This is a genomic window from Luteimonas sp. MC1825 (assembly GCF_014764385.1).
Classification (GTDB): Bacteria; Pseudomonadota; Gammaproteobacteria; order Xanthomonadales; family Xanthomonadaceae; genus Luteimonas.
Genome location: NZ_CP061714.1, coordinates 1373429 through 1394567 on the forward strand (window position 1 = coordinate 1373429; position 21139 = coordinate 1394567).

Below are 21139 nucleotides of genomic sequence, written 5' to 3' on the forward strand. Positions count from 1 at the left end.
GGAACGCCTTGCGGCGTACGGCCATTGGATGATGTTTTTATGACGCCTTCATGACAACTGCTGCGCAAGGCCAGCCCGGACCATAAAAAAGGGCCCGTTACGGGCCCGAGAATGCGAAGCGGAAAGGAGGAGAGACGAAGGCAGCTTCTGATGGTTCGGGCCGTGGCAGGCATTCAAGCCCGCGGCAGTGACCTGCTCATGTCGCGGCGGTGACAGCGCGATGACAGCGCCCTGCAGGCAAGGAGCGCCTCAATAGCTGCGGCACTGGCGGAAGCGCACCGGTGCCGCGTGCCCGGCGGGTGGTGTCAGCTGGACACGCGACGCGGCCAACGCCGGATAGCGCTCGACCAGCGGACAGACCGCGGCGAAGGCGTCATGGTCGGTATCGACCGCGGCCAGGAACACCTCCATGGTGGAAGGCGACGACCAGATCACGCGGTCGACCATCGGCAACGTGGACACCGCACTGGCCACGTCGCGGCGCTGCTGCTCGAGCGCGGCGTCGTCGGGATAGCGCTCGGGCGCGGGCGGCGGCGGAGCAGCTGAAACTGGCGCCGCGCCGGCGGGGGCTGCCTGTGTCAGGGGTGCAGGCCCCGGCCGGGCATCGGCATCGCCACGCGAAGCCGAAAGCGCGGTGAACAGCGCCACGCCCGCCAGCAGTGCCAGCAGCCAGGCCGCCAGCGTGCGCTGGCGCGCGCGCGTGGCCGCGGCGGCGCGCAGTTGCCCGAGCAGCGGCGCGGGCACCAGGGCGCGGAGTTCGGGCCAAAGGGTGGCGCCGTCGAGCAGTTCGATCTGCGCGCGGCGCGCCGGCGCGCGCGCGTCGGCGGCAAAGCGCCCCTGGGTGACCAGCAGGCCGCCCACGGCGTCCTGCACGCGCATGGCCGCGGCCAGTTCGTCCACGTCACGCCGGCCGAGTACGAATGCGCGGCCGTGCTTGCAGGCCAGCAGGTGGTGCACGCCTTCGCATTCGAGGGTGAAGTCGCCATCGCCGGAGGGCGCCTCGCGGTCGACCACGCGGGTGAAGCCACGCAGCGCGAGTGCATCGAGCACGAGCGTGATGAAGCTCCGCCACGACATCTCCGACAGCGCCTCGATGCCGCCCGCCGCCTCGTCGCGGCGCTGCAGCACGCCCCGGATGACGAACGTGGCCGCCGCACCCACGGCAAGCGCCGCGGCGATCGCTACCAGCCAATGCATTGCTGCGCCCACGCGTGCTCTCCTGTCCAGGGCGTGAAGGATAGTCGCAAAGGCCGCGCCGACGGCCGACGCATGGGACAGGTCAGGCGAAGCGCTCGTCCAGCACGCGGCGGATCTCGGATTCGATCGTCCCGCGCATTGCCGACATCAGGAATCCGAGCTTGGCGCTGAGGTGCAGTTCGCTGGGCAGCAGTGCGATATGGCCGTCGATGCCGCTGCGCGAGAAATGCAGGGTGTCGCCCTCCCAGACGCACTCGGCGCCAAAACGGTCGGCGAGCTTGTCGGCGACCTGCTGAACTGCGTCGCGCGCCTCGGCAGGTGGAAGGGAATGCGCGTGGCGGATGTCGATGCCGGACATGGGATCCAACCTCTCTGCGTGGCCGGCCATTCTGCGGGCGCGCCGGCAGCGTTCCAAGCCTTTCCGCATGCTAGATTGCCTGCCGCATGGATACGCTCAGGCTTCGATTCGCGGGCAACGACGTCGATCTCCCGCTCACGGGGGGCGTGCACGGCATTGGCCGCATTGCGGATGGCAGCGGCGCGCTGGGCCCGGTGGCCGCCTCGCCGGCTGTCGCATTCTGCGTCGACCGTCGTGGCGTATGGCTCACGGTCCCTCCCGAAACCCGTGGCGTGCACGTCAACGGCCGCCCCGTGCGGCGCATGGCGATGCTGCGCGTGGGCGACGCGATCTTCGTCGACGGCACCGAGATGCGGCTGGTCGCGGCGCAGCCACCGCGGCAGCCGGACGCCGGTTTCGAAGACAGCGGCACGGAGCCCGGGGATGCGCGCGTGGTGCTGCGCGGCGTCGGCGGCCAGTACCACGGCCGCAGCTTCACGCTGGAGCGGCCGCGCCTGGTGGGGCGTGCCGCCGAAGCCGATATCCGTATCGATGAACCGGCCTTCGCCGAGCGCCATGCACGCCTGGAGATCCACCGCGGCGAAGTGGTGCTGCGCGACCTGGGCTCCGCCGAAGGCAGCGTGGTGAACGGCGAGGCGGTCCGCGACGCCGTGCTGCAGGCCGGTGACCAGGTGGTGTTCGACGCCCACCACCGGTTCGTGGTCGAGGCCCCGGCCGCCGCGCGCACCACGCGTGCCGTCGAGCCCGAGGATTCCGGCTTGCCTGCCGCGGCGGACCCGTCCCGGCGGGGCAGCGGTGGCATGCGGCTGCCGTGGCTGCTGGTCGCCGCACTCGTGCTGGCGGGATTGCTCGCGTTGCTACTGCTGTTTGGCGCCGGCTGACCCGGTTGCCGCAGGCCGCGCCGCGCCCGTGCGTGCGGCGCGCCGCCACACGCGCCAGCCAAGCAGCACCACGAGGATGCCGGCATACAGCGCCGGTTCGCGGATGTCGGATTTCACGATCCACCAGAAATGCAGCACCGCCAGTACGGCGATCGCATACACGGCCCGGTGCAGCTGGGCCCATCGCCGCCCGAGCCTGCGCATCCAGCCGCGGGTAGATGTCACCGCCAGCGGCACCAGCAGCAACCACGCGGCGAAGCCGACGGTAATGTAGGGGCGCTTGGCGATCTCCTCGAACACCAGCGCCCAGTAACCGCGCAGGTCGAGCACCAGGTAGGCAGCGAAGTGCAGCGTGGCGTAGGCGAACGCGTACAGGCCGAGCATGCGGCGGAAGCGCAGCACCACCGCCTGGCCGCTGAGCGCACGCAACGGTGAGATCGCGAGCGTGACCAGCAGCAGGCGCAGCGCCCACAATCCCAGTTCGTGTTCGATCGCGGCCACCGGCTCCGCGCCGAGGGCGTCGATGTCGGCCCCGGTGTACACCTGCCACACCTGCCAGCCCAGCCACCCGAGCGGCGCCAGCGCCAGCGCGTGGACGGCCGCCTTGGCCGCGGCGACCCGGTTCAGTACCAGCGCTCCAGGTCCAGGCCGGCGTACATCGAGGCGACCTGTTCGGCATAGCCGTTGAACGGGAGGGTGGGGATGCGCCCGGCGAACAGGCGGTTGGCGGTGCCGGCGATGCGCCGCTCGGTCTTCTGGCTCCAGCGCGGGTGGTCGACGGCGGGATTGACGTTGGCGAAGAACCCGTATTCCCGCGGCTGCATGTCGTTCCAGGCCGTGCGCGGGCGGGTGCGGGTGAACTCGATGGCAACGATCGACTTGATGCCCTTGAAGCCGTATTTCCACGGCACCACCAGCCGCAGCGGCGCGCCGTTCTGCTGCGGCAGCGGCTTGCCGTACATCCCGGTGACGAGCAGGGTCAGCGGGTGCATGGCCTCGTCCAGGCGCAGCCCCTCGCGGTAGGGCCAGTCGATGATGCGGCTGCGGACGCCCGGCATCTGCCGCGGGTCGGCGAGCGAGGTGAAGGCGACGTACTTCGCGGCGGCCGTTGGCTGCAGCCGCTTCAGCACCGCGCCAAGCGGGACGCCCAGCCACGGGATCACCATCGACCAGCCTTCCACGCAGCGCATGCGGTAGACGCGTTCTTCCGGGACCAGCCCGGCCAGCAGGCCATCGATGGCCAGGGTGCCGGGCTTCGCGCACTCGCCGGAGACCGCGATGTTCCAGGGCGAGGTCACCAGCGTCTTTGCCGCGCGCGACGGATCGGCCTTGCCGCTGCCGAACTCGTAGAAGTTGTTGTAGCTGGTCGCGTCCTCGTAGCGCGTCTGCTCCTCGGCGGTGCGCAGGCCGGCGGCCAGCGATGCCGCGGACGGTGCGGGGCCTGCCACGGGGGCTGGCGGTTCGCCGCCACGGCAGCCAGCCGCCACCAGGGCGGGTGCCAGCGCCAGGGTCTTCAGCAGGCGCCTGCGGTCGCGGTAGACCGCCTCGTCGGTGATTTCATCGCTCGCGATGGTCGGGATGTCGCGGTGGCGCATGCTTCGGGTCTCCATCCGGCCGCTGCTGTTGCGCTGCGGCATACTGCGGTCCAAACCCCAACGCTGCGCCGATGGCGCGCGCAAATCAAGGAACCTGCCATGTCCCGCGCCTACAATTTCAGCCCCGGTCCAGCCGCCATTCCGGAGAGCGTGCTGCGCCAGGCGCAGCAGGACATGCTGGAGTGGGGCGATGCGGGGGCGTCGATCGTCGAGATCAGCCACCGCGGCCCCGAGTTCATGGCGGTGGCCGCGACGGCCGAGGCCGACCTGCGCACGCTGCTCGCCATTCCGGACGATTATGCGGTGCTGTTCCTGCCCGGCGGCGCCACCACCCAGCAGGCGCTGCTGCCCTTGAACTTCGCGTCGCCCGGGCAGCGCGCGGACTACGTGTTGACCGGGCACTGGGGCAAGACCGCGACGCGCCAGGCCGGCATGTACGTCGACCTCAACGTGGCCGCGAGCAGCGAGGCCGGTGGCTTCCGCGACATCCCGCCGGCGGGCGAATGGCGCCTGTCGCCGGATGCCGCCTATGTGCATGTCACCGCCAACGAGACCATCCATGGCGTGGAGTTCCGACCCGCGGTCGCCGGGGGGCATGCCTTCCCGGACACGGGGGACGTGCCGCTGTTGGCCGATTTCAGCTCCAGCATCGCCTCGGAGCCGCTCGACATCTCGCGCTTCGGTGCGATCTACGCGGGTGCGCAGAAGAACCTCGGGCCGGTCGGCATCGCGGTGGTGATCGTGCGCCGCGATCTCCTCGAGCGCGCCGGCCAGCCGCGCGCGGACATCTTCGACTACCGCCTGCAACTGGCGGCCGACTCGATGCTCAACACGCCGCCCACCTGGAACTGGTACCTCGCCGGACTGGTGTTCCGCTGGATGCTGGACGAAGGCGGCGTGACGGAGTTCGCGCGCCGCAACGCCGAGAAGGCGCGGCTGCTGTACGCGGCGATCGACGGCTCCGGCGGCTTCTACCGCAACGAGGTCGCGAGCGCGGTGCGCTCGCGGATGAACGTGCCGTTCTTCCTGGCCGACGACGCGCACGATGCCGCGTTCCTGGAAGGTGCGCGCGAAGCCGGTCTCATCGGCCTCAAGGGCCATCGCGTGCTCGGCGGCATGCGCGCCTCGATCTACAACGCCATGCCGGTGGCGGGCGTGGCGGCGCTGGTCGACTACATGCAAGCGTTCCAGCAGCGCCATGGCTGAATCGACACCAGGCAAAGGTCGCAGGAAGGCCGGCAAGAAGGTCGCAGGATCACCACCGCAGGCCGCGGCCACCGCGGCTCCGACGCGTGTCGCCGTCACGGCAGCGGCCAAGTCAAGGCCCGACCTGGCCACCGTGCGCGGGCAGATCGACGGCATCGACCGCGAGATCCAGGCGCTGATCGCCGAGCGTGCCCTGTTCGCGCGCCAGGTCGGGCGCGCCAAGGGCAAGCTGGCCGCGGCGGTCGAGTACTACCGGCCCGAACGAGAAGCCCAGGTGCTGCGCCGCGTGGTGGACCGCAACGACGGCCCGCTGGCTGACGAGGTGCTGGTGCGCCTGTTCCGCGAGATCATGTCGGCGTGCCTGGCCCAGCAGGAGCCGCTGAAGATCGGCTACCTGGGCCCGGAGGGCACGTTCTCGCAGCAGGCCGTGCACAAGCACTTCGGACATTCCGCGCGCGGCCTGCCGCTGGCGAGCGTGGAAGAGGTGTTCGACGAGGTCGCGGCTGGCGCCGCGGATTTCGGCGTGGTGCCGGTGGAGAACTCGGGGCAGGGCACGATCCAGTCGACGCTCGACCTGTTCCCCACCTCGCCGCTGAAGATCTGCGGCGAGGTGGAGCTGCGCGTGCACCAGTACCTGCTGTCGCGCACCGGTCGAATGGAAGACGTCGAACGCATCTATTCGCACGGCCTGTCGCTGGCGCAGTGCCGCAACTGGCTGCGGCAGCACCTGCCCGGCGTCGAGGCGCACGCGGTGTCGAGCAATGCCGAAGGCGCACGCCGCGCGCGCAACGCCGATGACGCCGCGGCCATCGCCGGCGACAGCGCCGGCCACGTCTACGGCCTGAAGGCCATCGCCGGACCGATCGAGGACCGCAGCGACAACACCACGCGCTTCCTGGTGATCGGGCGCGCGTCGTTCCCGCCGTCCGGCAACGACCGCACCTCGCTGCTGGTGTCCATCCGCGACCAGCCGGGCGCGCTGTACCAGGTGCTGGAGCCGCTGGCGCGGCACGGGATCAGCATGAACCGCATCGAGTCGCGGCCCGAGCACGGCGCGCTGTGGCAGTACGCGTTCTTCATCGATGTCGGCGGCCATGTCGACGAGTCCCCGCTGAAGGACGCATTGGCGGAGGTGGATGCATTCGCCGGCGACGTGCGGGTGCTCGGCTCGTATCCGGTGGCGGTGCCGTGATGGCGCACGACGATGCCGCATGGGCGCAGGCGCGTGCGGTCGCCCCGGTCCGGGCGCTGCGCGCCTACGACCCGGGGCATGACATCGTCGCGCTGCGCGGCGCCTTTGCTCCCGGCGTCCTGCTCGAACTCGGATCCAACGAGAATCCGTACGGGCCGGGTCCGCGCGCACGCGCCGCCGCCGGCGCGGCGCTCCGCGACATCCAGCGCTATCCCGATCCGCTGGCCGGCGGGCTCAGGCGCGCGCTGGCCGCGCATCACGGCGTGGAGCCCGCGCAACTGGTGATGGGCAACGGCTCGCACGAGTTGCTGATGCAACTGGCGCAGGTGTTCGCCGGCCCGGGTGACGAGGTGCTGGTACCGGAGTACGGGTTCGCGGTGTTCGCCATCGCCGCCCACGCCGCAGGTGCCACGCTGCGCCGCGCACCGTCATTCGCGGTGGATGCCGTGATGCCGCGCGGACACGACCTGGTTGCGCTGCGCGCGGCGGTCACGCCCGCCACCCGCCTGGTCTACATCGACAACCCCAACAATCCGACCGGCACCTGGTTTGGCGCGGCGGCATTCGCGCGGTTCATGGACGCGGTCCCGGACGACGTGGTGGTGGTGCTCGACGAAGCCTATGCCGAGCTTGCCGACGCGGCGGACTTCGCCAGCGCACTGGCGCTGCTGCCGCGCCACCGCAATCTGGTCATCACCCGCACCTTCAGCAAGGCCCATGGGCTGGCCGGGCTGCGGATCGGCTACGCCATCGCGAACGTGGCCGTGGCCGCGCTGCTCGAGCGCGTGCGCGAGAGCTTCAACGTGGGGCTGGTTGCGCAGGCGGCGGCGACCGCGGCGCTCGCCGACCAGGCCTGGCTCGCCGACACGTCGCGGCGCAACAGTGAGGAGCGTGGGCGCCTGGGTACGGCGCTGCGCGCACGCGGCTTCGCCGTGGCGCCTTCGCAGGCGAATTTCCTGCTGGTCGACACCGGTGCCGCGACGGCGCGCATCGAGGCGGCACTGCTCGCGTCGGGCATCGTGCTGCGGCCGATGGCGGGTTACGGGCTTTCCGGGAGCCTGCGGATCACCGTCGGCACGGCCGCCGACAACGCGCGCCTGCTGCAGGCGCTGGACGCGCTGCCGTGAGCGCCGTGCGCGAGGACTGGGTGGCCGCGCGCGGAAGGGCGCTGTCCGGCGACACCGGGGTCCCCGGCGACAAGTCGATCTCGCACCGCGCGGTGATGCTGGCTGCGCTGGCCGACGGTGTGTCGCGCATCGACGGCTTCCTCGAGGGCGAGGACACCCGCGCCACCGCGGCGATCTTCCGCGCGATGGACGTGCGCATCGATGCGCCATCCGAGTCCACGCGGGTCGTCCACGGCGTTGGGCTCGACGGCCTGCGCGCGCCTGCGTCGCTGCTCGACTGCGGCAACTCGGGCACCGCCATGCGGCTCCTGTCCGGCCTGCTCGCGGGGCAACCCTTCGACACCGTGCTCGGTGGCGACGCGTCGCTGTCGCGCCGGCCGATGCTGCGGGTCATGGCGCCATTGCGCGCGATGGGTGCCGCGATCGACTCAGACGACGGCGAGCGGCCGCCACTGCGCATAGCTGGCGGGCATCGCCTGCAGGGCATCCGCTTCGATTCACCGGTGGCCAGCGCGCAGGTCAAGTCCGCGGTGCTGCTGGCCGGGCTGTACGCCGAGGGTGGCACCGAGGTGCACGAGCCGCATCCGACCCGCGACTACACCGAACGCATGTTGTCGGCATTCGGCTGGCCGGTTGACTACGCGCCCGGCATGGCGCGCCTGGCTGGCGGCCATCGGCTGCGCGCGCGCGACATCGAAGTGCCGGGTGACTTCTCGTCTGCGGCCTTCCTGATCGTGGCCGCCACGCTGGTGCCGGGGTCTTCGCTCGTGCTGCGTTCGGTCGGCGTCGATCCGCGCCGCACCGGGCTGCTCGATGCGCTGCGTGCGATGGGTGCCGACATCCGTGAACGCGAGCGCCGGGCGGGGGCCTGCGGTCCGCTGGCCGACCTCGAGGTGCGGTACGCGCCGCTGCACGGCATCGCCCTGCCAGAGGCGCTGGTCGCCGACATGATCGACGAGTTCCCGGTGTTCGCCATCGCCGCCGCCTGCGCGCAGGGCACCACGCGCGTGACCGGTGCGGCCGAACTGCGCGTCAAGGAGTCCGACAGGATCCACGCCATGGCGACCGGCCTGGCCGCGCTGGGCGCCGACGTGCGGGAAACACCGGATGGCATGATCATCGAAGGCGGCCGGCTCCGCGCGGGGCGCGTCGACAGTCTCGGCGACCACCGCATCGCAATGGCGTTCGCGGTGGCGGCACAGCGCGTGGAGGGCGAGGTCGCGATTGCCGACGTGGCCAACGTCGCCACATCGTTTCCGGGGTTCGACGCGCTGGTGCGGTCGCTCGGCTTCGCGCTGGAGCGCGCGCCGCCGATCTCCGGCTGACTGCGAACCGCGTGCGGCATCCACCAGCACGCGTCACCCGGGGTGCGACCATCAGCGGTCGAGGCGGAACTCCACCGGCACTTCAACGGTGGAGGTCACGGCCTTCCCGCCGCGCATCGCCGGATCGAAACGCCACTGGCGCACCGCTGTCACGGCCGCCTGGTCGAGCGCGCGCGAGCCGCTGCGGCGCGCCACATCCACGCTGACCGGCGCACCGCTGGCATCGATGTCGGCGCTCACCAGCACCGTGCCTTCCTCGCGGGCACGGTAGGCCGTCGCCGGGTAGGTCGGCTCGACGCGCGTGACCGGCCTGGCCGCGCGGTCGGGCTGGACCCGTGGCGGCACCTTCGCCGCCGGGGCGCGGGCTGGCGTGGCCTCACGCGCGCGCTCGGCCTCCTGGCGCGCCTCATCCGCGGCGCGCTCGCGTTCCGCGGCGGCGTCCTGCGCGTCGCCGATCTCCACGGCGGGCGGGAGGGCGGGTTGTGGCGCGCTGGAGACACTGCCGCGCTGGTTGTACACGTACCAGCCGAAGGCCAGCAGGGCGAGCAGCAGCAGGATCCAGATCAGCGGGCTGGCGCTCTTGCGCGCGTACACCGTGTCGTCGCCCCCGGGCGGGGGCGGCGGCGGGGCGGGCGACGGGTTCGGATTGGACATGGCGGGTTCCTCGCAGCGTGATACGCCGAGCCTTCCACACTGCAGGTTGTGTCCGTGTGTGCGCCGCGCCTGTCAGCGGCCACTTTCGAACAGGATCGGCACGTTGACGACGCCAGCGGTTGGCGTCCCGTCGCGCATCGCCGGCCGGAAGCGCCAGCGTCGCACGGCATCGCGCGCGGCGCGATCAAGGTCGGTCGAGCCGCTGCTCGAAATCACCTCGACCTGGGCCGGCAGGCCACGGGCGTCGACATGGATGCGCAACAGCACCTCGCCGGACTGCCCGCGGCGCAGCGCGTTCGGCGGATACCTGGGGCCCGGATTCTCGATTGGCACCGGCGAACTGGCGGAAAGACCGGTCTCGGCCGGGCGGCTGTCGCCAGCAAACGTCTCTGTCCCGGGCGGGGACTCGGGTGGGCGCGCCGGCGCCCGGGCAGCGGGTTCTTCGATCCGTGCCGCCGACTCGGGAGCTTGCGGCAGCGTCGTGTCGGCAGGGAGGCCTCCAGGCGGCGGTGCGGGCAGGGGCCGGAAGGCCGGTGACGCGGTGGCCGGTGCCTGTTCGTCTGCGCGCACGGGCGCGTCGTCGCCGCGCTGGCCAAGCCAGATCAGCAGGAACAGCGCCATGCCCACGCCGACCGCGGCGGCGACCATCCACCAGCCGCGCAGGGAGGGCAGGGGAGAAGACTTGCGGGCGCGGTCGCGCGCGGGGCCGGGTGCGGGCATCGGGAGCCGTGATCAGGGGGGTGCCGCCGATTCTGCCACGCGTGCGTGCAGCATTCGGCCGACCGACGCGTGATAATCCCGGGTCCGTCACGAATCCACAGACCTGATGCTCGATCCCAACCTCCTCCGCCAGGATCCCCGCGCGCTTGCACAGCAATTGCGCGAAAGCCGCGGCGTCGACCTCGATGCCGACTTGCTGGAGCGGCTGGAAACCGGGCGCAAGTCGCTGCAGGTGCGCACCCAGGAACTGCAGAACCTGCGCAACACGCGCAGCAAGGCGATCGGCCAGGCCAAGGCGCGCGGCGAAGATCCCGCCCCGCTGCTGGCGGAAGTCGCCGGGCTGGGCGAGGAGTTGAAGGCATCCGAAGCCGGGCTGGACCGCATCAAGGCGGAACTCGAAGCCATTGCGCTCGGCCTGCCCAACCTGCCGGATGCCAGCGTACCGGCCGGCCGCGACGAGTCGGGCAACGTTGAACAGCATCGCTGGGGCACGCCGCGCGCGTTCGACTTCGCGGTGCGCGACCACGTCGACCTCGGCACGCGCCACGGCTGGCTCGACGGCGACGCCGGTGCCCGCCTCTCGGGTGCGCGCTTCACCGTGCTGCGCGGCCAGCTGGCACGCCTGCACCGCGCGCTCTCGCAGTTCATGCTCGACCTGCACGTGGGGAGCCACGGCTACGAGGAGACCAACGTGCCGTTGCTGGTCAACGCCGAGTCCATGCGTGGCACCGGCCAGCTGCCGAAGTTCGAGGACGACCTGTTCGCGACCGTGGTCGGCGAGGGCGACGCCGCCACCCGGCGCTACCTGGTGCCGACCGCCGAGGTGCCGTTGACCAACACCGTGCGCGACACGATCGTCGAGGCCGCCGACCTGCCGCTGCGGATGGCCGCGCATTCGCTGTGCTTCCGCGCCGAGGCCGGCGCCCATGGCCGCGACACCCGCGGCATGATCCGCCAGCACCAGTTCGAGAAGGTCGAACTGGTGTCGGTCACGCGTCCCGCCGACAGCGATGCCGAACACGAACGCATGACGCGCTGCGCCGAGGTGGTGCTGGAGTCGCTGGGCCTGCCATACCGGCGCATGTTGCTGTGCAGCGGCGACATGGGCTTCTCGGCGCAGAAGACCTACGACCTCGAGGTGTGGTTGCCCTCGCAGGACACCTGGCGGGAGATCTCGTCGTGCTCCAACTGCGGAGATTTCCAGGCCCGGCGCATGCTGGCGCGCTGGCGCAACGCTGAAACCGGCAAGCCCGAGCCGGTGCATACCCTCAACGGTTCCGGCGTTGCCGTGGGCCGCGCGCTGATCGCGGTCATGGAAAACTACCAGCAGGCGGACGGCACGATCACGGTGCCGGACGCCCTGCGGCCGTACATGGGTGGCCTGGAGTTGTTGTCCTGAAAACGGGACGGTCACCGGTTATCAGGCGTCATTGTTGCAATAGAGAGCAAATCTTGGTCAAATAGCGTCCATTGTTCCGGAGGATGCGCCATGCAGGATCTGAACGATCTCTATTACTTCGCCATGGTCGTCGACCATGGCGGATTCGCGGCGGCCGAGCGTGCCCTCGGCATTCCCAAATCCAGGCTCTCGCGGCGCATCAGCCAGCTGGAAACCGAGCTCGGCGTGCGCCTGCTGCAGCGCTCCACCCGCCGCTTCGCCGTCACCGACGTCGGCCAGAGCGTCTACCGCCATGCACAGTCGATGCTGGCCGAGGCCACCGCCGCGCGCGAGGTCGTGGACCGGCTCAGCGCCGAGCCGCGCGGACTGGTCCGCGTCAGCGTGCCGGTCGGCCTTGCCCAGCAGCAGATGCCGCAGATCCTGCCGGAATTCCTCGCGCGCCATCCGCAGGTGCGGCTGCAGATGCATGTCAGCAACCGCCGCGTCGACGTGATCAACGAAGGCTTCGACGTCGCCATCCGCGTGCGCAACAAGCTCGACGACGACGGCAGCCTGGTGATGCGCAGCTTCGGACAGATCCAGGAACTGCTGGTCGCCAGCCCGACCTATCTGGATCGCGCCGGCCGCCCGACGTCGCCGGAAGAATTGAACGACCACACGACCATGACGATGGGCGAGGACGAAGTGCGCCAGCGCTGGGAGCTGCAGGGCACGTCCGGCGAGACGCGACGCATCGAACTGAAGCCGCGCGTCGCCGGATTCGATTTCCCGATGCTGATGGCGCTTGCCAAGCAGGGGCTGGGCATCACCATGCTGCCGGAGACGCTGTGCGCCGAACCGGTGCGCAACGGCGAACTGGAAGTTGTGCTGCCCGAATGGCGGCTGCCGCAGGGCATCGCGCACGTCGTGTTCGCGTCGCGCCGCGGCATGTTGCCGGCGGTACGTGTGTTCATCGATTACCTGGCCGAGAAGCTGCCGCCGCTGATCGAGTCCTCGCGCGTGGATTGCGGCTCGTGCCGCCGCGGCGAGAGCGAAGGCCACGTGCACGCCGCGCCGGCCGCCGCCGCCTGAGCCGTGTCGCCCGGCGTCGCGCATGCGACAATCCGCGCCGCGCGCGATGCGTGCCACGTGCCTGCGTTCCCGGAGAGATGGCCGAGTGGTTTAAGGCAGCGGTCTTGAAAACCGCCGAAGGGTCAAACCTTCCGTGGGTTCGAATCCCACTCTCTCCGCCACTCCAGGCCCCCTTGCGTATCCCATGAATGCGCCCTGCGTCACGGATGCGCGGCAACTTTCGGGCCTCTCCGTCTTGCGACCCCCCAAGGGCGCGGGTAGCCTCCGCCACAGGGGCAACAAGCAGGAGAGGGGACAAGGATGACCATCAGGGTCTACGTGGTGGATGACCACGCACTGGTACGCGCCGGGATGCGCATGATCCTGTCGGCTGAAGCCGACATCGAAGTGGTGGGCGAGGCGGAGAGCGGCGAAGTGGCATTGCCACAGATCCGCGCGCTGAAGCCCGATATCGTGCTGTGTGACCTGCACCTGCCCGGCGTCAGCGGGCTGGAAGTCACCGAGCGCATCGTGCGCGGCGAATACGGGCCGCGCGTGATCGTGGTGTCGGTGCTCGAGGATGGGCCAATGCCCAAGCGCATGATCGCCGCCGGTGCGGCGGGTTATGTCGGCAAGGGTGGTGATGCGGCCGAGCTGTTGCGGGCGGTCCGCGAGGTCCACAACGGGCGCCGGTTCCTGGCCAGCAACGTGGCCCACAACCTTGCGCTGTCAGGACTGGAGGGCGACGAGTCGCCGTTCGATTCGCTGTCGCCGCGCGAGACGGAGGTCGCGATGCTGCTGGTGCAGGGCCTGCGCCAGGAAGAGATCGCGCGTCGGCTGAGCCTCAGCGCGAAAACCGTCAACACCCACAAGACGCGGCTGTTCGAGAAGCTGCGCATCCACGACAACATCGCGCTTGCAAGGCTTGCCAGCCAGTACGGCATGACCGATCCCGCGCACGCCATCTGACGCGCGCGGGACGGTTGGCGATCAGGCGCCGCGTGGCGCCTGGTCGTCGTCGCCGGACGGGGTGCGGTGGCGGCGGGCCTCCAGTTCGACCTCGCCCACGCTGTCTGCCTCGGTGTCCGCGCTGGCCGAGGCCACTGCGGCGGCTTCGCCCGCATCGGCCGGATGGCCGGCCGGGATGCCCGGGTCCATGTCGGCACTGGCCGGCTGCGCCGGTTCCACCGCGTCGAACAGGCCTCGCGGCTGTGCACCGAGGGGGGTGGGGGCCGGCTCGACCGCCATGTCAGGCTGGACGATCACGTCCGGTGCCACGACGACGTCAGGTTCGACCACCGGATCGGCGGCAACCACCACGTCCGGCTCGCCAGCGACCACGGGCGCCTCGAGCACCTGCGCAGGCTCCACCACGGGCGCGTTGACAGCCTGCGCCTGCTCGGTCACGGGCGCATCCACAACCGGCGTCGGGGCGACCACGGGGGCCTCGACAACCTGTGGCGCCGGCTGCGACACCGCGGTGGCGTGTTCCCCGGACTGCGCCCGGACCGGCTCGACCACGTCCGGCGTCGACACCGCGCTGGCCTGGACTGCCTCCATCCGGGCCGGTCGCGGCTCATGCGCCTGCTCGTCCGCGCCTGCGTCGGTGTCCAGTCCGATGACGGCGGCCGCGGCGGCAGCCGCCGGGGAGGCCGGCCTGCGCTTGCGCGCCGGCTTGGCTTCGGCCTCGTCGTCCTCGAAGTCGAACTCCGGCTGCGAGCTGTCGGCCGCGGCTACGTCGCCCGCGTCCTCGGCCGACACGCCATCGTCCTGGCCGTCGGCCGCGTTGCCTTCACCACCGCCGCGGCGGCGGCGACGGCCGCCGCGACGTCCGCGACGGCGACGCGGGCCTTCGCCAGTGCCGTCGGCGCTGTCGTCATCAGCCGTGGCATCGGCGCTGCCCTGCTGCTCATCGTCGTCCTCGTCGGAGTCGCCCGCGGCCGGGGGCGCGGGACGTGGCGTGGACTGGGCGACGGGGCGCGGTTCAACGGCCTGCACGGTGGCAGTGGCGGTCGTCGAAGCGGCTTCCGGCGCGACAACCGCGGCGGCGGCCGGCAGGATCGCCTCGTCCACGACCGACAGCTGGCTGCCGACCGCCTTCGCCGCCTCCACATTCGCCGGCTCGCGGCGCTGGCGGCCCTGCTGCTGGCCACGCTCGCCTTCGCCGCGCGGCGGCCTCGGCGGACGCGGCTGCCTGGCCTGCTGCTGTTGACCACCCGTGCCGGCGGGCTGCTTCGCCGCCTGCGGCTGTGCCTGCTGCTGCGGCTTGTCCTGCTGCCTGCCGCGGCCCGACTGCTGCTCGCCGCGACGGCCGTCGCGGCGGCCATCACGGCCATCGCGTGCACCGTTCTTGCCGCCACGCGCGTCGCGCTCCTGGCGCGGGCCGCGCTCGCCGCGGTCGTTGCGGCGTCCATCCTGCTGGCCGGCATCGCGGCCCTGCGGTTGTGCGACGCTGCTCGAGCCACCCATCAACGACTTCAACCAACCCATCAGCCCGCCCGCCGCGGCTACCGGCGCCGGGGCAGGTGCCGCCGCGGCCACGGGTGCGACCTCCGGCTGCACTTCGGGCGCGGCGCGCTGCTCGCGCACCGGTGCCGGATGCGCATGCTGGACATGCGTGATCGCGGCAGGCGGCGGCACGTTGAGGTTGGCCTTGGTCAGCGCGATGGTGGCGACCTTGCGCGGCGTGCCGCGGCGATAGCTCGGCTTGGCCGAGTCTTCGTCGAGCTCGTTTGCGCGCAGGCGCGTGACCTCGTAGTGCGGGGTCTGCAGCTGTTCGTCGGCGACGATCACGATCGGCGACGCGTGGCGCTGCTCGATCTCGGCCAGCGCGCTGCGCTTTTCGTTGAGCAGGTAGTTGGCGATGTCAACCGGGGCCTGCACCAGCACCTGTCCGGTGTTGTCCTTCATGGCGTGCTCTTCGGCGACGCGCACGATCGACAGCGCCAGCGACTCGATGCTGCGCATGCGGCCGTGGCCCTCGCAGCGCGGACAGACGATCTGGCTGGACTCGCCCAGGCTCGGGCGCAGGCGCTGGCGCGACATCTCCAGCAGCCCGAAGCGCGAGATGCGGCCGATCTGCACGCGCGCGCGGTCGTACTTCAGCGCGTTCTGCAGCTTGTTCTCCACGTCGCGCTGGTGCTTGCTCGACGACATGTCGATGAAGTCGATGACCACCAGGCCGCCCAGGTCACGCAGGCGCAGCTGGCGGGCGACCTCTTCGGCCGCCTCGAGGTTGGTGTGGAACGCGGTTTCCTCGATGTCGCCGCCCTTGGTGGCGCGTGCTGAGTTCACGTCGACCGCGGTCAGGGCTTCGGTCTGGTCGATCACCAGCGCGCCGCCGGAGGGCAGGCGGATGGTGCGCTCGTAGGCGTTCTCGATCTGCGACTCGATCTGGAAACGGTTGAACAGCGGCACGTCGTCGGTGTAGTAGCGCAGCTTGCGCAGGTTGTGCGGCATCACCTGCTCGACGAATTCCTTGGCCTCCTCGAACATTTCCGGGGTGTCGACCAGGATCTCGCCGATGTCGGCGCGCATGTAGTCGCGCAGCGCACGGATGATCAGCCGCGATTCCTGGTAGATCAGGAACGGCGCGGGCTTGCTGAGTGCGGCTTCGGCCACGGCGCGCCACACGCTCAACAGGTAGTCGAGGTCCCACTGCAGCTCTTCGGCGTCACGGCCGACGCCGGCGGTGCGGATGATCACGCCCATGTCATCGGGGATCTGGAGCGCGTCCATCGCCTTCTTCAGCTCGGCGCGGTCCTCGCCCTCGATGCGGCGCGACACGCCACCGGCGGTGGGCGAGTTCGGCATCAGCACCATGTAGCGGCCGGCGAGCGAGATGAACGTGGTCAGCGCCGCGCCCTTGTTGCCGCGCTCGTCCTTGTCGACCTGCACCACGACTTCCTGGCCTTCGCGCAGGAGCTCCTTGATGCCGGCCTTGTTGTGGTCGACGCCGGAGGCGAAATAGTCGCGGGAGATTTCCTTCAGCGGCAGGAAGCCGTGGCGCTCGGCGCCGTATTCGATGAAGGCGGCTTCAAGCGAGGGCTCGATGCGGGTGATGCGGCCCTTGTAGATATTGGATTTCTTGTGCTCTTTCGACGGTTGCTCGATGTCGATGTCGTACAGGTTCTGGCCGTCGACGATGGCGACGCGCAGCTCTTCTGCCTGCGTCGCGTTGATCAGCATGCGTTTCATGGTGCGTTCCTCGCGCGCTCTCGCACGCGGAACGCCGGGGCGTTTCGCCTGGATGTGGCCTGCCGCCGGCGCGTGAGCGCCAAGGCGACCTCGGTTGCTTCCAGCGCTGCACACCACGGCGGGCCGCGGGAGCGCTTGTACTCTTGATTTTGGTTTGGGCCGGCGGCAGCGGGTGCCGATGCCATGGAGGCAGGGGCGTCCGCGCCGCTGGGACATGTTCAGCGCCGGTGCCGTGGCACCGGGCGATCACAGGAACTGCTGTCCAGCCGCTAACATGGCTGCCCCGAGGGCAGTGGCCGCGCGCTGTACGGGATCCGCGGAAGGCCGGCTTTTGGCCGGTGAACTTCCTGCGAAATCAGCACCTTATCTCGCGGCGCGAGTGTATCAGAAAAAGACTCCGGGCCGGTTGCCGCAGGCAGCCGGCTCCGCATGCAGGCAGGACTCCAGCGAATGACCGAACGCAAGCCCGATCCACCCGCCACCGGCGGCGTCCGCACCGTGCGGATCCCCGACGACCGTGACGGGCAGCGCCTGGACAACTTCCTGCTCGGGCAGCTGAAAGGCGCGCCGCGCTCGCTGGTCTACAAGATCGTGCGCAGCGGCCAGGTACGCGTGAACGGGGGGCGGGTCAAGGCCGACCGGCGCCTGGAGGCGGGCGACGAGGTGCGGATTCCGCCGGTGCGGCTGGAGGAGGCCGGCGAAAAGGGCGTGCCCGGGCGCAGCCTGCTGGACGCCATGGCCGCCAGCATCGTGTTCGAGGACGCCCGGCTGCTTGCCATCAGCAAGCCGGCGGGCATCGCCAGCCACGGCGGCAGCGGCATCAGCTTCGGCGTGATCGAAACCCTGCGCGCCCTGCGGCCGGGCGAGCCACTGGAACTGGTGCACCGCCTGGACCGCGACACCTCCGGCCTCATGGTGGTGGCCAAGAAGCGATCGGCGCTGACCGGGCTGCAGGCGCTGATGCGCGAGGACGGCGGCGCGGGGCTGCGAAAGCGCTACCTGGCGCTGCTCACCGGGCGCATGCCCGACGGCGTGATGAGCGTGGATGCCCCGCTGCACGTCGGCCTGCGCCAGGGCGGCGAGCGCCATGTCCAGGTCAACCCGGCGGGCAAGGCCTCGCTCAGCCATTTCCGCGTGCTGGAGCGGCTGGGCGGACATTCCTATTGCGAGGTGCGCATCGAGACCGGCCGCACCCACCAGATCCGCGCCCATGCGCGGCATATCGGCCATCCAGTCGCCGGCGACGACAAGTACGGCGAGCCCGAGGTCAACCGCCGCCTGCGCGACCAGGTCGGGCTGCGGCGCATGTTCCTGCATGCGGCGTCGCTGGAATTCGCGCTCGACGACGGCAAGGCGCCCTACGTGCTGAGCGCGCCACTCGACCCGGAGCTGGGCGAGGTCCTGGACCGCTTGCGCTAGTCGCTCCCGCGGCCCACGGCCCTGGCACGTCCCGGATGGATCAGCCCGCGATCGCGTCCGCGCGCGCGGCGCAGATGAAATCGTTCTCGCTCAGCCCGCCGACATCGTGGGTGGAATAGCGGACCACGCAGCGGTCGTAATGCACGCCGAGATCCGGGTGGTGGTCCTCGCGGTTGGCCATGTGCGCCAGCGCGTTCACGAACGACATGGTCCGGTAGTAATCGGGGAAGCGGAACGTGCGCGTCAGTGCCTGGCCGTTTTCGGCCAGCGCCCAGCCGGGCAGTTCCGGCAGCAGTTCGTGGACGCGCGCTTCGCTGAGCCTGTGTTCGCTGCCCTTGCGCGGCGTGCAATGTGCCTGGGCAAGCGGGATGAGGTCGGACATGGTGTCTCCTGTGGCCGGATGTACGGCCGGCCTGAACGAAAGGTGTGGCGCCGTGCGCGCGCCCGCCGTGTATACGGCAATGGCGGGCCGGGCGGCTAGAATACGCCCATGATCCAGATCTCCGAATCCGCGCAGACCCATTTCCGCAAGCTGATCGAACGCGAAGCCGTGTCGGGCATGGGCGTACGGCTGGCCGCGATGCGGGCCGGCACACCCGATGCCGACGTCCGGCTCGAGTTTGCCGCACCCGACGAACTGCAAGGCGACGAATGGGCGATCGACTGCCAGGGGTTCACGCTCTGGCTGGACGCGACCAGCGTGCCGTACCTCGACGGCGCCGAGATCGACTACGCCACGCTCGCCACCGGCGGCCAGCTGCAGATCCGCGCGCCCAAGATCAAGGGCCAGGAACCCGACGCCGGCGCGTCGCTGGTCGAGCGCGTGCGCTGGACCGTGGAGCACGTGGTCAACCCGCAGCTCGCCCAGCATCGCGGCCATGTCGACGTGGAGGAAGTCCGCGCCGACGGCGTGGTCCTGCTGCGTTTCGGCGGCGGCTGCCACGGCTGCGGCATGGCCGACGTGACCCTCAAGCAGGGCATCGAGAAGACGCTGATGGAGCGCGTGCCGGGGGTGACCGCTGTGCGTGACGCCACCGACCACGACACCGGCGCCGCGCCGTACATCCCGCGCGCCTCGGCCTGATCGCGCAGCCGCGCTTCGACCGCGACGGATGTTCTCCTCCGCCGAACTGATCGAAGCCCTGCGCCGGCGCATGCGGCGTTCGCTGCGTCCGCCGCCTCCGGTGGGCGAGTTCCCGCCCGGCTGGCGCGAGTGGTTCGCCGCCACGGGCACGCGCAGTCGCGGGGTGGTGGGTGCCGCGGCCGGTGATATCGCCGCAATCCTGATGGCGCGCGAGCCGCAGCTGTCGACCCGCGTGCTCGAAGTGCTGGGCCCTTGGCGTGCCTACGCCACGTTGTGGCGCCAGGGCTGGCAGCCGGCCAGCCGCGATGAACGCGGCACGCGGGTCGCGGCGATGACGCTGAGCATGCTGTTGCACCTGTTGTTCGCGCTCGCCCTCGTGTGGCTGATGCATGCGCGCTTTTTCGTGTTTCCGGCGCCGGAAGCGGCCCGCGAGGGCGAGCAGGTGATCCAGGTCGAATTCATCGGCACCGGCACGCCCGAAGATGCCGGCGGCGGCGCCGCACAGGCGATCAGCGACGATGCGCCGGCGCCTGCCGCATCGGCATCGGCCGCGCCATCGGCGGCGACGTCACGCGAGCCGCAGGTCGTTCCGCCGCCAGCGCCGCTGCCCGAGCCGGGTGAGGCGCTGGCCGAGGCGCCCGCCGTGGCGGTGGTCGCACCGGCGCCGTCCCCGCTGCAGGTCACCGAGGTCGCCGTGCCGGACAGCGTCTTCACGGTGCCGCCGCCGCGGCCCGTCGACATCGCCGCGCCCACCGTTGCACCGAGGGATGTGGTGGCGCGCGTGCGTGAAATCGATGTCGCCGAAGCCCCGCTTTCGCCGGTGCTGGCCGAAGTGCGCACGCGCCCGATCGAGGTGGCCGTGCCCCGGCCCTCGCCGCGCGGCGTGGCCGTGGTCGAGCGCGAGATCGAGGTGGCCCCGGAGACCGCCAGGATCGACACGCTCCCAGCCCGCGAATTGCCGACGATCACCACCAGGCAGCCCGCCGCGCAGGCACCGGCGGTGCGCGACCGCGGCGTTCCGATGCCGAGCGCTCGCCCGGCCGCCGCTGCACCGGCAACAACCGTGGCGACCGCCACCGCGGCCGATGCTCCCGGCAGCGCGAGGCAGCCCGCTACCGGCACCGTCGCCGGCGCGACGCGGACGCCCGCAGGCGGGCGCCCGGATGCCACGGGCAGCGGTGCGCGTGCCACCGGGTCGGCGGCGGGTGCCGGTCCAGCCGCGGACGCCAAGCCGGGCACGCTGCCGTCGCCGCGTCGCGGTGACGACCGCGGTGATTCCACGCGCAACGTCGCCGGTGGCCAGGCCGGCAGCTCGGGCCTGTTCAACGCCGACGGCAGCGCGCGCCTGCCGGGTGGCGGCCGTGTCGGTGGCGGACTGCCACCGGGCACGATCACCGAGGACTTCGCCAAGATCGACCGCAATGGCACCTGGCTGAAGCGCCCGCCGATCGGCTACGAGCCGACGTCGTTGGACCGCTACTGGGTGCCGCATGAAAGCCTGCTGGCCGAATGGGTGCGCAAGAGCGTCACCGAGGTCAGGATCCCGATCCCGGGAAGCTCCAAGTCGATCCGCTGCGTGACGGTCATGCTGGCCCTCGGCGGGGCCTGCGACATCGTCGATCCCAACATGCAGGACATCGAAGCCACCGCGCGCAAGCCACCCGACGTGCCGTTCAAGCGCGAGCTGCAGGAAGACCAGGAAAGCCTGGGTCCGGCACCGTAGCGGAAAAAAGGA

Annotated in this window: 19 protein-coding genes and 1 tRNA gene; 12 read left to right on the plus strand and 8 right to left on the minus strand. The window is 70.9% G+C overall.

Going from position 1 to position 21139, the window contains the following annotated elements; genetic code table 11:
- Positions 1–249: 249 nt before the first annotated feature.
- Positions 250–1209, minus strand: a complete 960-nt coding sequence (locus IDM46_RS06335; RefSeq protein WP_221441784.1) for a restriction endonuclease — start codon at positions 1207–1209, stop codon at positions 250–252.
- A gap of 70 nt (positions 1210–1279) precedes the next feature.
- Entirely contained in the window at positions 1280–1555 is a 276-nt protein-coding gene (locus IDM46_RS06340; RefSeq protein ID WP_182821354.1) for a polyhydroxyalkanoic acid system family protein, read from the minus strand.
- A gap of 86 nt (positions 1556–1641) precedes the next feature.
- Between IDM46_RS06340 and IDM46_RS06345 the strand changes: the two genes are divergently transcribed.
- A complete protein-coding gene (locus IDM46_RS06345; protein WP_185115149.1) occupies positions 1642–2436 on the plus strand; it encodes an FHA domain-containing protein in 795 nt (264 codons plus the stop codon).
- On the opposite strand, the gene IDM46_RS06350 is transcribed toward IDM46_RS06345, so the two are convergent.
- Both IDM46_RS06350 and msrP read right to left on the minus strand, forming a co-directional pair.
- Positions 2413–3069 (minus strand): protein-methionine-sulfoxide reductase heme-binding subunit MsrQ, encoded by a 657-nt coding sequence (locus tag IDM46_RS06350; protein WP_185115284.1) that lies wholly within the window; start codon positions 3067–3069, stop codon positions 2413–2415. The two genes, IDM46_RS06345 and IDM46_RS06350, sit on opposite strands and share 24 nt — an antisense overlap.
- A complete protein-coding gene (gene msrP, locus IDM46_RS06355; protein ID WP_185115285.1) occupies positions 3060–4031 on the minus strand; it encodes a protein-methionine-sulfoxide reductase catalytic subunit MsrP in 972 nt (323 codons plus the stop codon). The genes IDM46_RS06350 and msrP overlap by 10 nt, the downstream gene beginning before the upstream one ends.
- Positions 4032–4130: 99 nt before the next feature.
- Here msrP and serC point away from each other — a divergent pair, with 99 nt between their 5' ends.
- Genes serC through aroA form a run of 4 tightly spaced genes read left to right on the plus strand, consistent with a single transcriptional unit; the run spans position 4131 to position 8881 of the window.
- Positions 4131–5237: a 3-phosphoserine/phosphohydroxythreonine transaminase gene (gene serC / locus IDM46_RS06360; protein ID WP_185115150.1), complete on the plus strand. Its 1107-nt coding sequence runs from the start codon at positions 4131–4133 to the stop codon at positions 5235–5237.
- Complete coding sequence (gene pheA / locus IDM46_RS06365) at positions 5230–6429, plus strand: prephenate dehydratase (protein ID WP_182821348.1); 1200 nt, start codon at positions 5230–5232, stop codon at positions 6427–6429. Before serC ends, pheA begins: the two co-directional genes overlap by 8 nt.
- Entirely contained in the window at positions 6429–7556 is a 1128-nt protein-coding gene (hisC, locus tag IDM46_RS06370; RefSeq protein WP_185115151.1) for a histidinol-phosphate transaminase, read from the plus strand. The genes pheA and hisC overlap by 1 nt, the downstream gene beginning before the upstream one ends.
- On the plus strand, positions 7553–8881 hold the full coding sequence (gene aroA, locus IDM46_RS06375) for a 3-phosphoshikimate 1-carboxyvinyltransferase (RefSeq protein WP_185115152.1): 1329 nt from the start codon (positions 7553–7555) through the stop codon (positions 8879–8881). Before hisC ends, aroA begins: the two co-directional genes overlap by 4 nt.
- 51 nt (positions 8882–8932) lie before the next feature.
- Here the strand turns inward: aroA and IDM46_RS06380 are convergent, their stop codons facing one another.
- Both IDM46_RS06380 and IDM46_RS06385 read right to left on the minus strand, forming a co-directional pair.
- Positions 8933–9535 carry an energy transducer TonB gene (locus IDM46_RS06380; protein ID WP_185115153.1) on the minus strand — a complete coding sequence of 201 codons (603 nt, stop codon included), beginning with the start codon at positions 9533–9535 and terminating at the stop codon, positions 8933–8935.
- Positions 9536–9607: 72 nt separating this feature from the next.
- Positions 9608–10255 (minus strand): energy transducer TonB, encoded by a 648-nt coding sequence (locus IDM46_RS06385; protein WP_185115154.1) that lies wholly within the window; start codon positions 10253–10255, stop codon positions 9608–9610.
- A 106-nt stretch (positions 10256–10361) separates the two neighbouring features.
- Between IDM46_RS06385 and serS the strand changes: the two genes are divergently transcribed.
- The 4 genes from serS (at position 10362) to IDM46_RS06405 (ending at position 13673) form a co-directional block, all read left to right on the plus strand.
- Positions 10362–11654, plus strand: a complete 1293-nt coding sequence (gene serS, locus IDM46_RS06390; protein ID WP_185115155.1) for a serine--tRNA ligase — start codon at positions 10362–10364, stop codon at positions 11652–11654.
- A gap of 90 nt (positions 11655–11744) precedes the next feature.
- Positions 11745–12725 (plus strand): LysR substrate-binding domain-containing protein, encoded by a 981-nt coding sequence (locus tag IDM46_RS06395; protein WP_182821335.1) that lies wholly within the window; start codon positions 11745–11747, stop codon positions 12723–12725.
- Positions 12726–12796: 71 nt separating this feature from the next.
- Positions 12797–12886, plus strand: a tRNA-Ser gene (locus IDM46_RS06400).
- Positions 12887–13025: 139 nt separating this feature from the next.
- On the plus strand, positions 13026–13673 hold the full coding sequence (locus IDM46_RS06405; RefSeq protein WP_182821333.1) for a response regulator: 648 nt from the start codon (positions 13026–13028) through the stop codon (positions 13671–13673).
- 21 nt (positions 13674–13694) lie between these two features.
- Here IDM46_RS06405 and rne read toward each other — a convergent pair whose 3' ends face one another.
- Positions 13695–16901 carry a ribonuclease E gene (gene rne, locus IDM46_RS06410; RefSeq protein ID WP_185115156.1) on the minus strand — a complete coding sequence of 1069 codons (3207 nt, stop codon included), beginning with the start codon at positions 16899–16901 and terminating at the stop codon, positions 13695–13697.
- Between the two features lie 450 nt (positions 16902–17351).
- Here rne and IDM46_RS06415 point away from each other — a divergent pair, with 450 nt between their 5' ends.
- A complete protein-coding gene (locus tag IDM46_RS06415) occupies positions 17352–18320 on the plus strand; it encodes an RluA family pseudouridine synthase (RefSeq protein ID WP_182821329.1) in 969 nt (322 codons plus the stop codon).
- 40 nt (positions 18321–18360) lie between these two features.
- On the opposite strand, the gene IDM46_RS06420 is transcribed toward IDM46_RS06415, so the two are convergent.
- A complete protein-coding gene (locus tag IDM46_RS06420) occupies positions 18361–18702 on the minus strand; it encodes a 4a-hydroxytetrahydrobiopterin dehydratase (protein ID WP_185115157.1) in 342 nt (113 codons plus the stop codon).
- A gap of 108 nt (positions 18703–18810) precedes the next feature.
- Between IDM46_RS06420 and IDM46_RS06425 the strand changes: the two genes are divergently transcribed.
- Positions 18811–19404 carry an NfuA family Fe-S biogenesis protein gene (locus IDM46_RS06425; protein WP_182821325.1) on the plus strand — a complete coding sequence of 198 codons (594 nt, stop codon included), beginning with the start codon at positions 18811–18813 and terminating at the stop codon, positions 19402–19404.
- A gap of 28 nt (positions 19405–19432) precedes the next feature.
- Entirely contained in the window at positions 19433–21127 is a 1695-nt protein-coding gene (locus IDM46_RS06430) for a hypothetical protein (protein ID WP_185115158.1), read from the plus strand.
- The last annotated feature ends 12 nt before the right edge of the window (positions 21128–21139 follow it).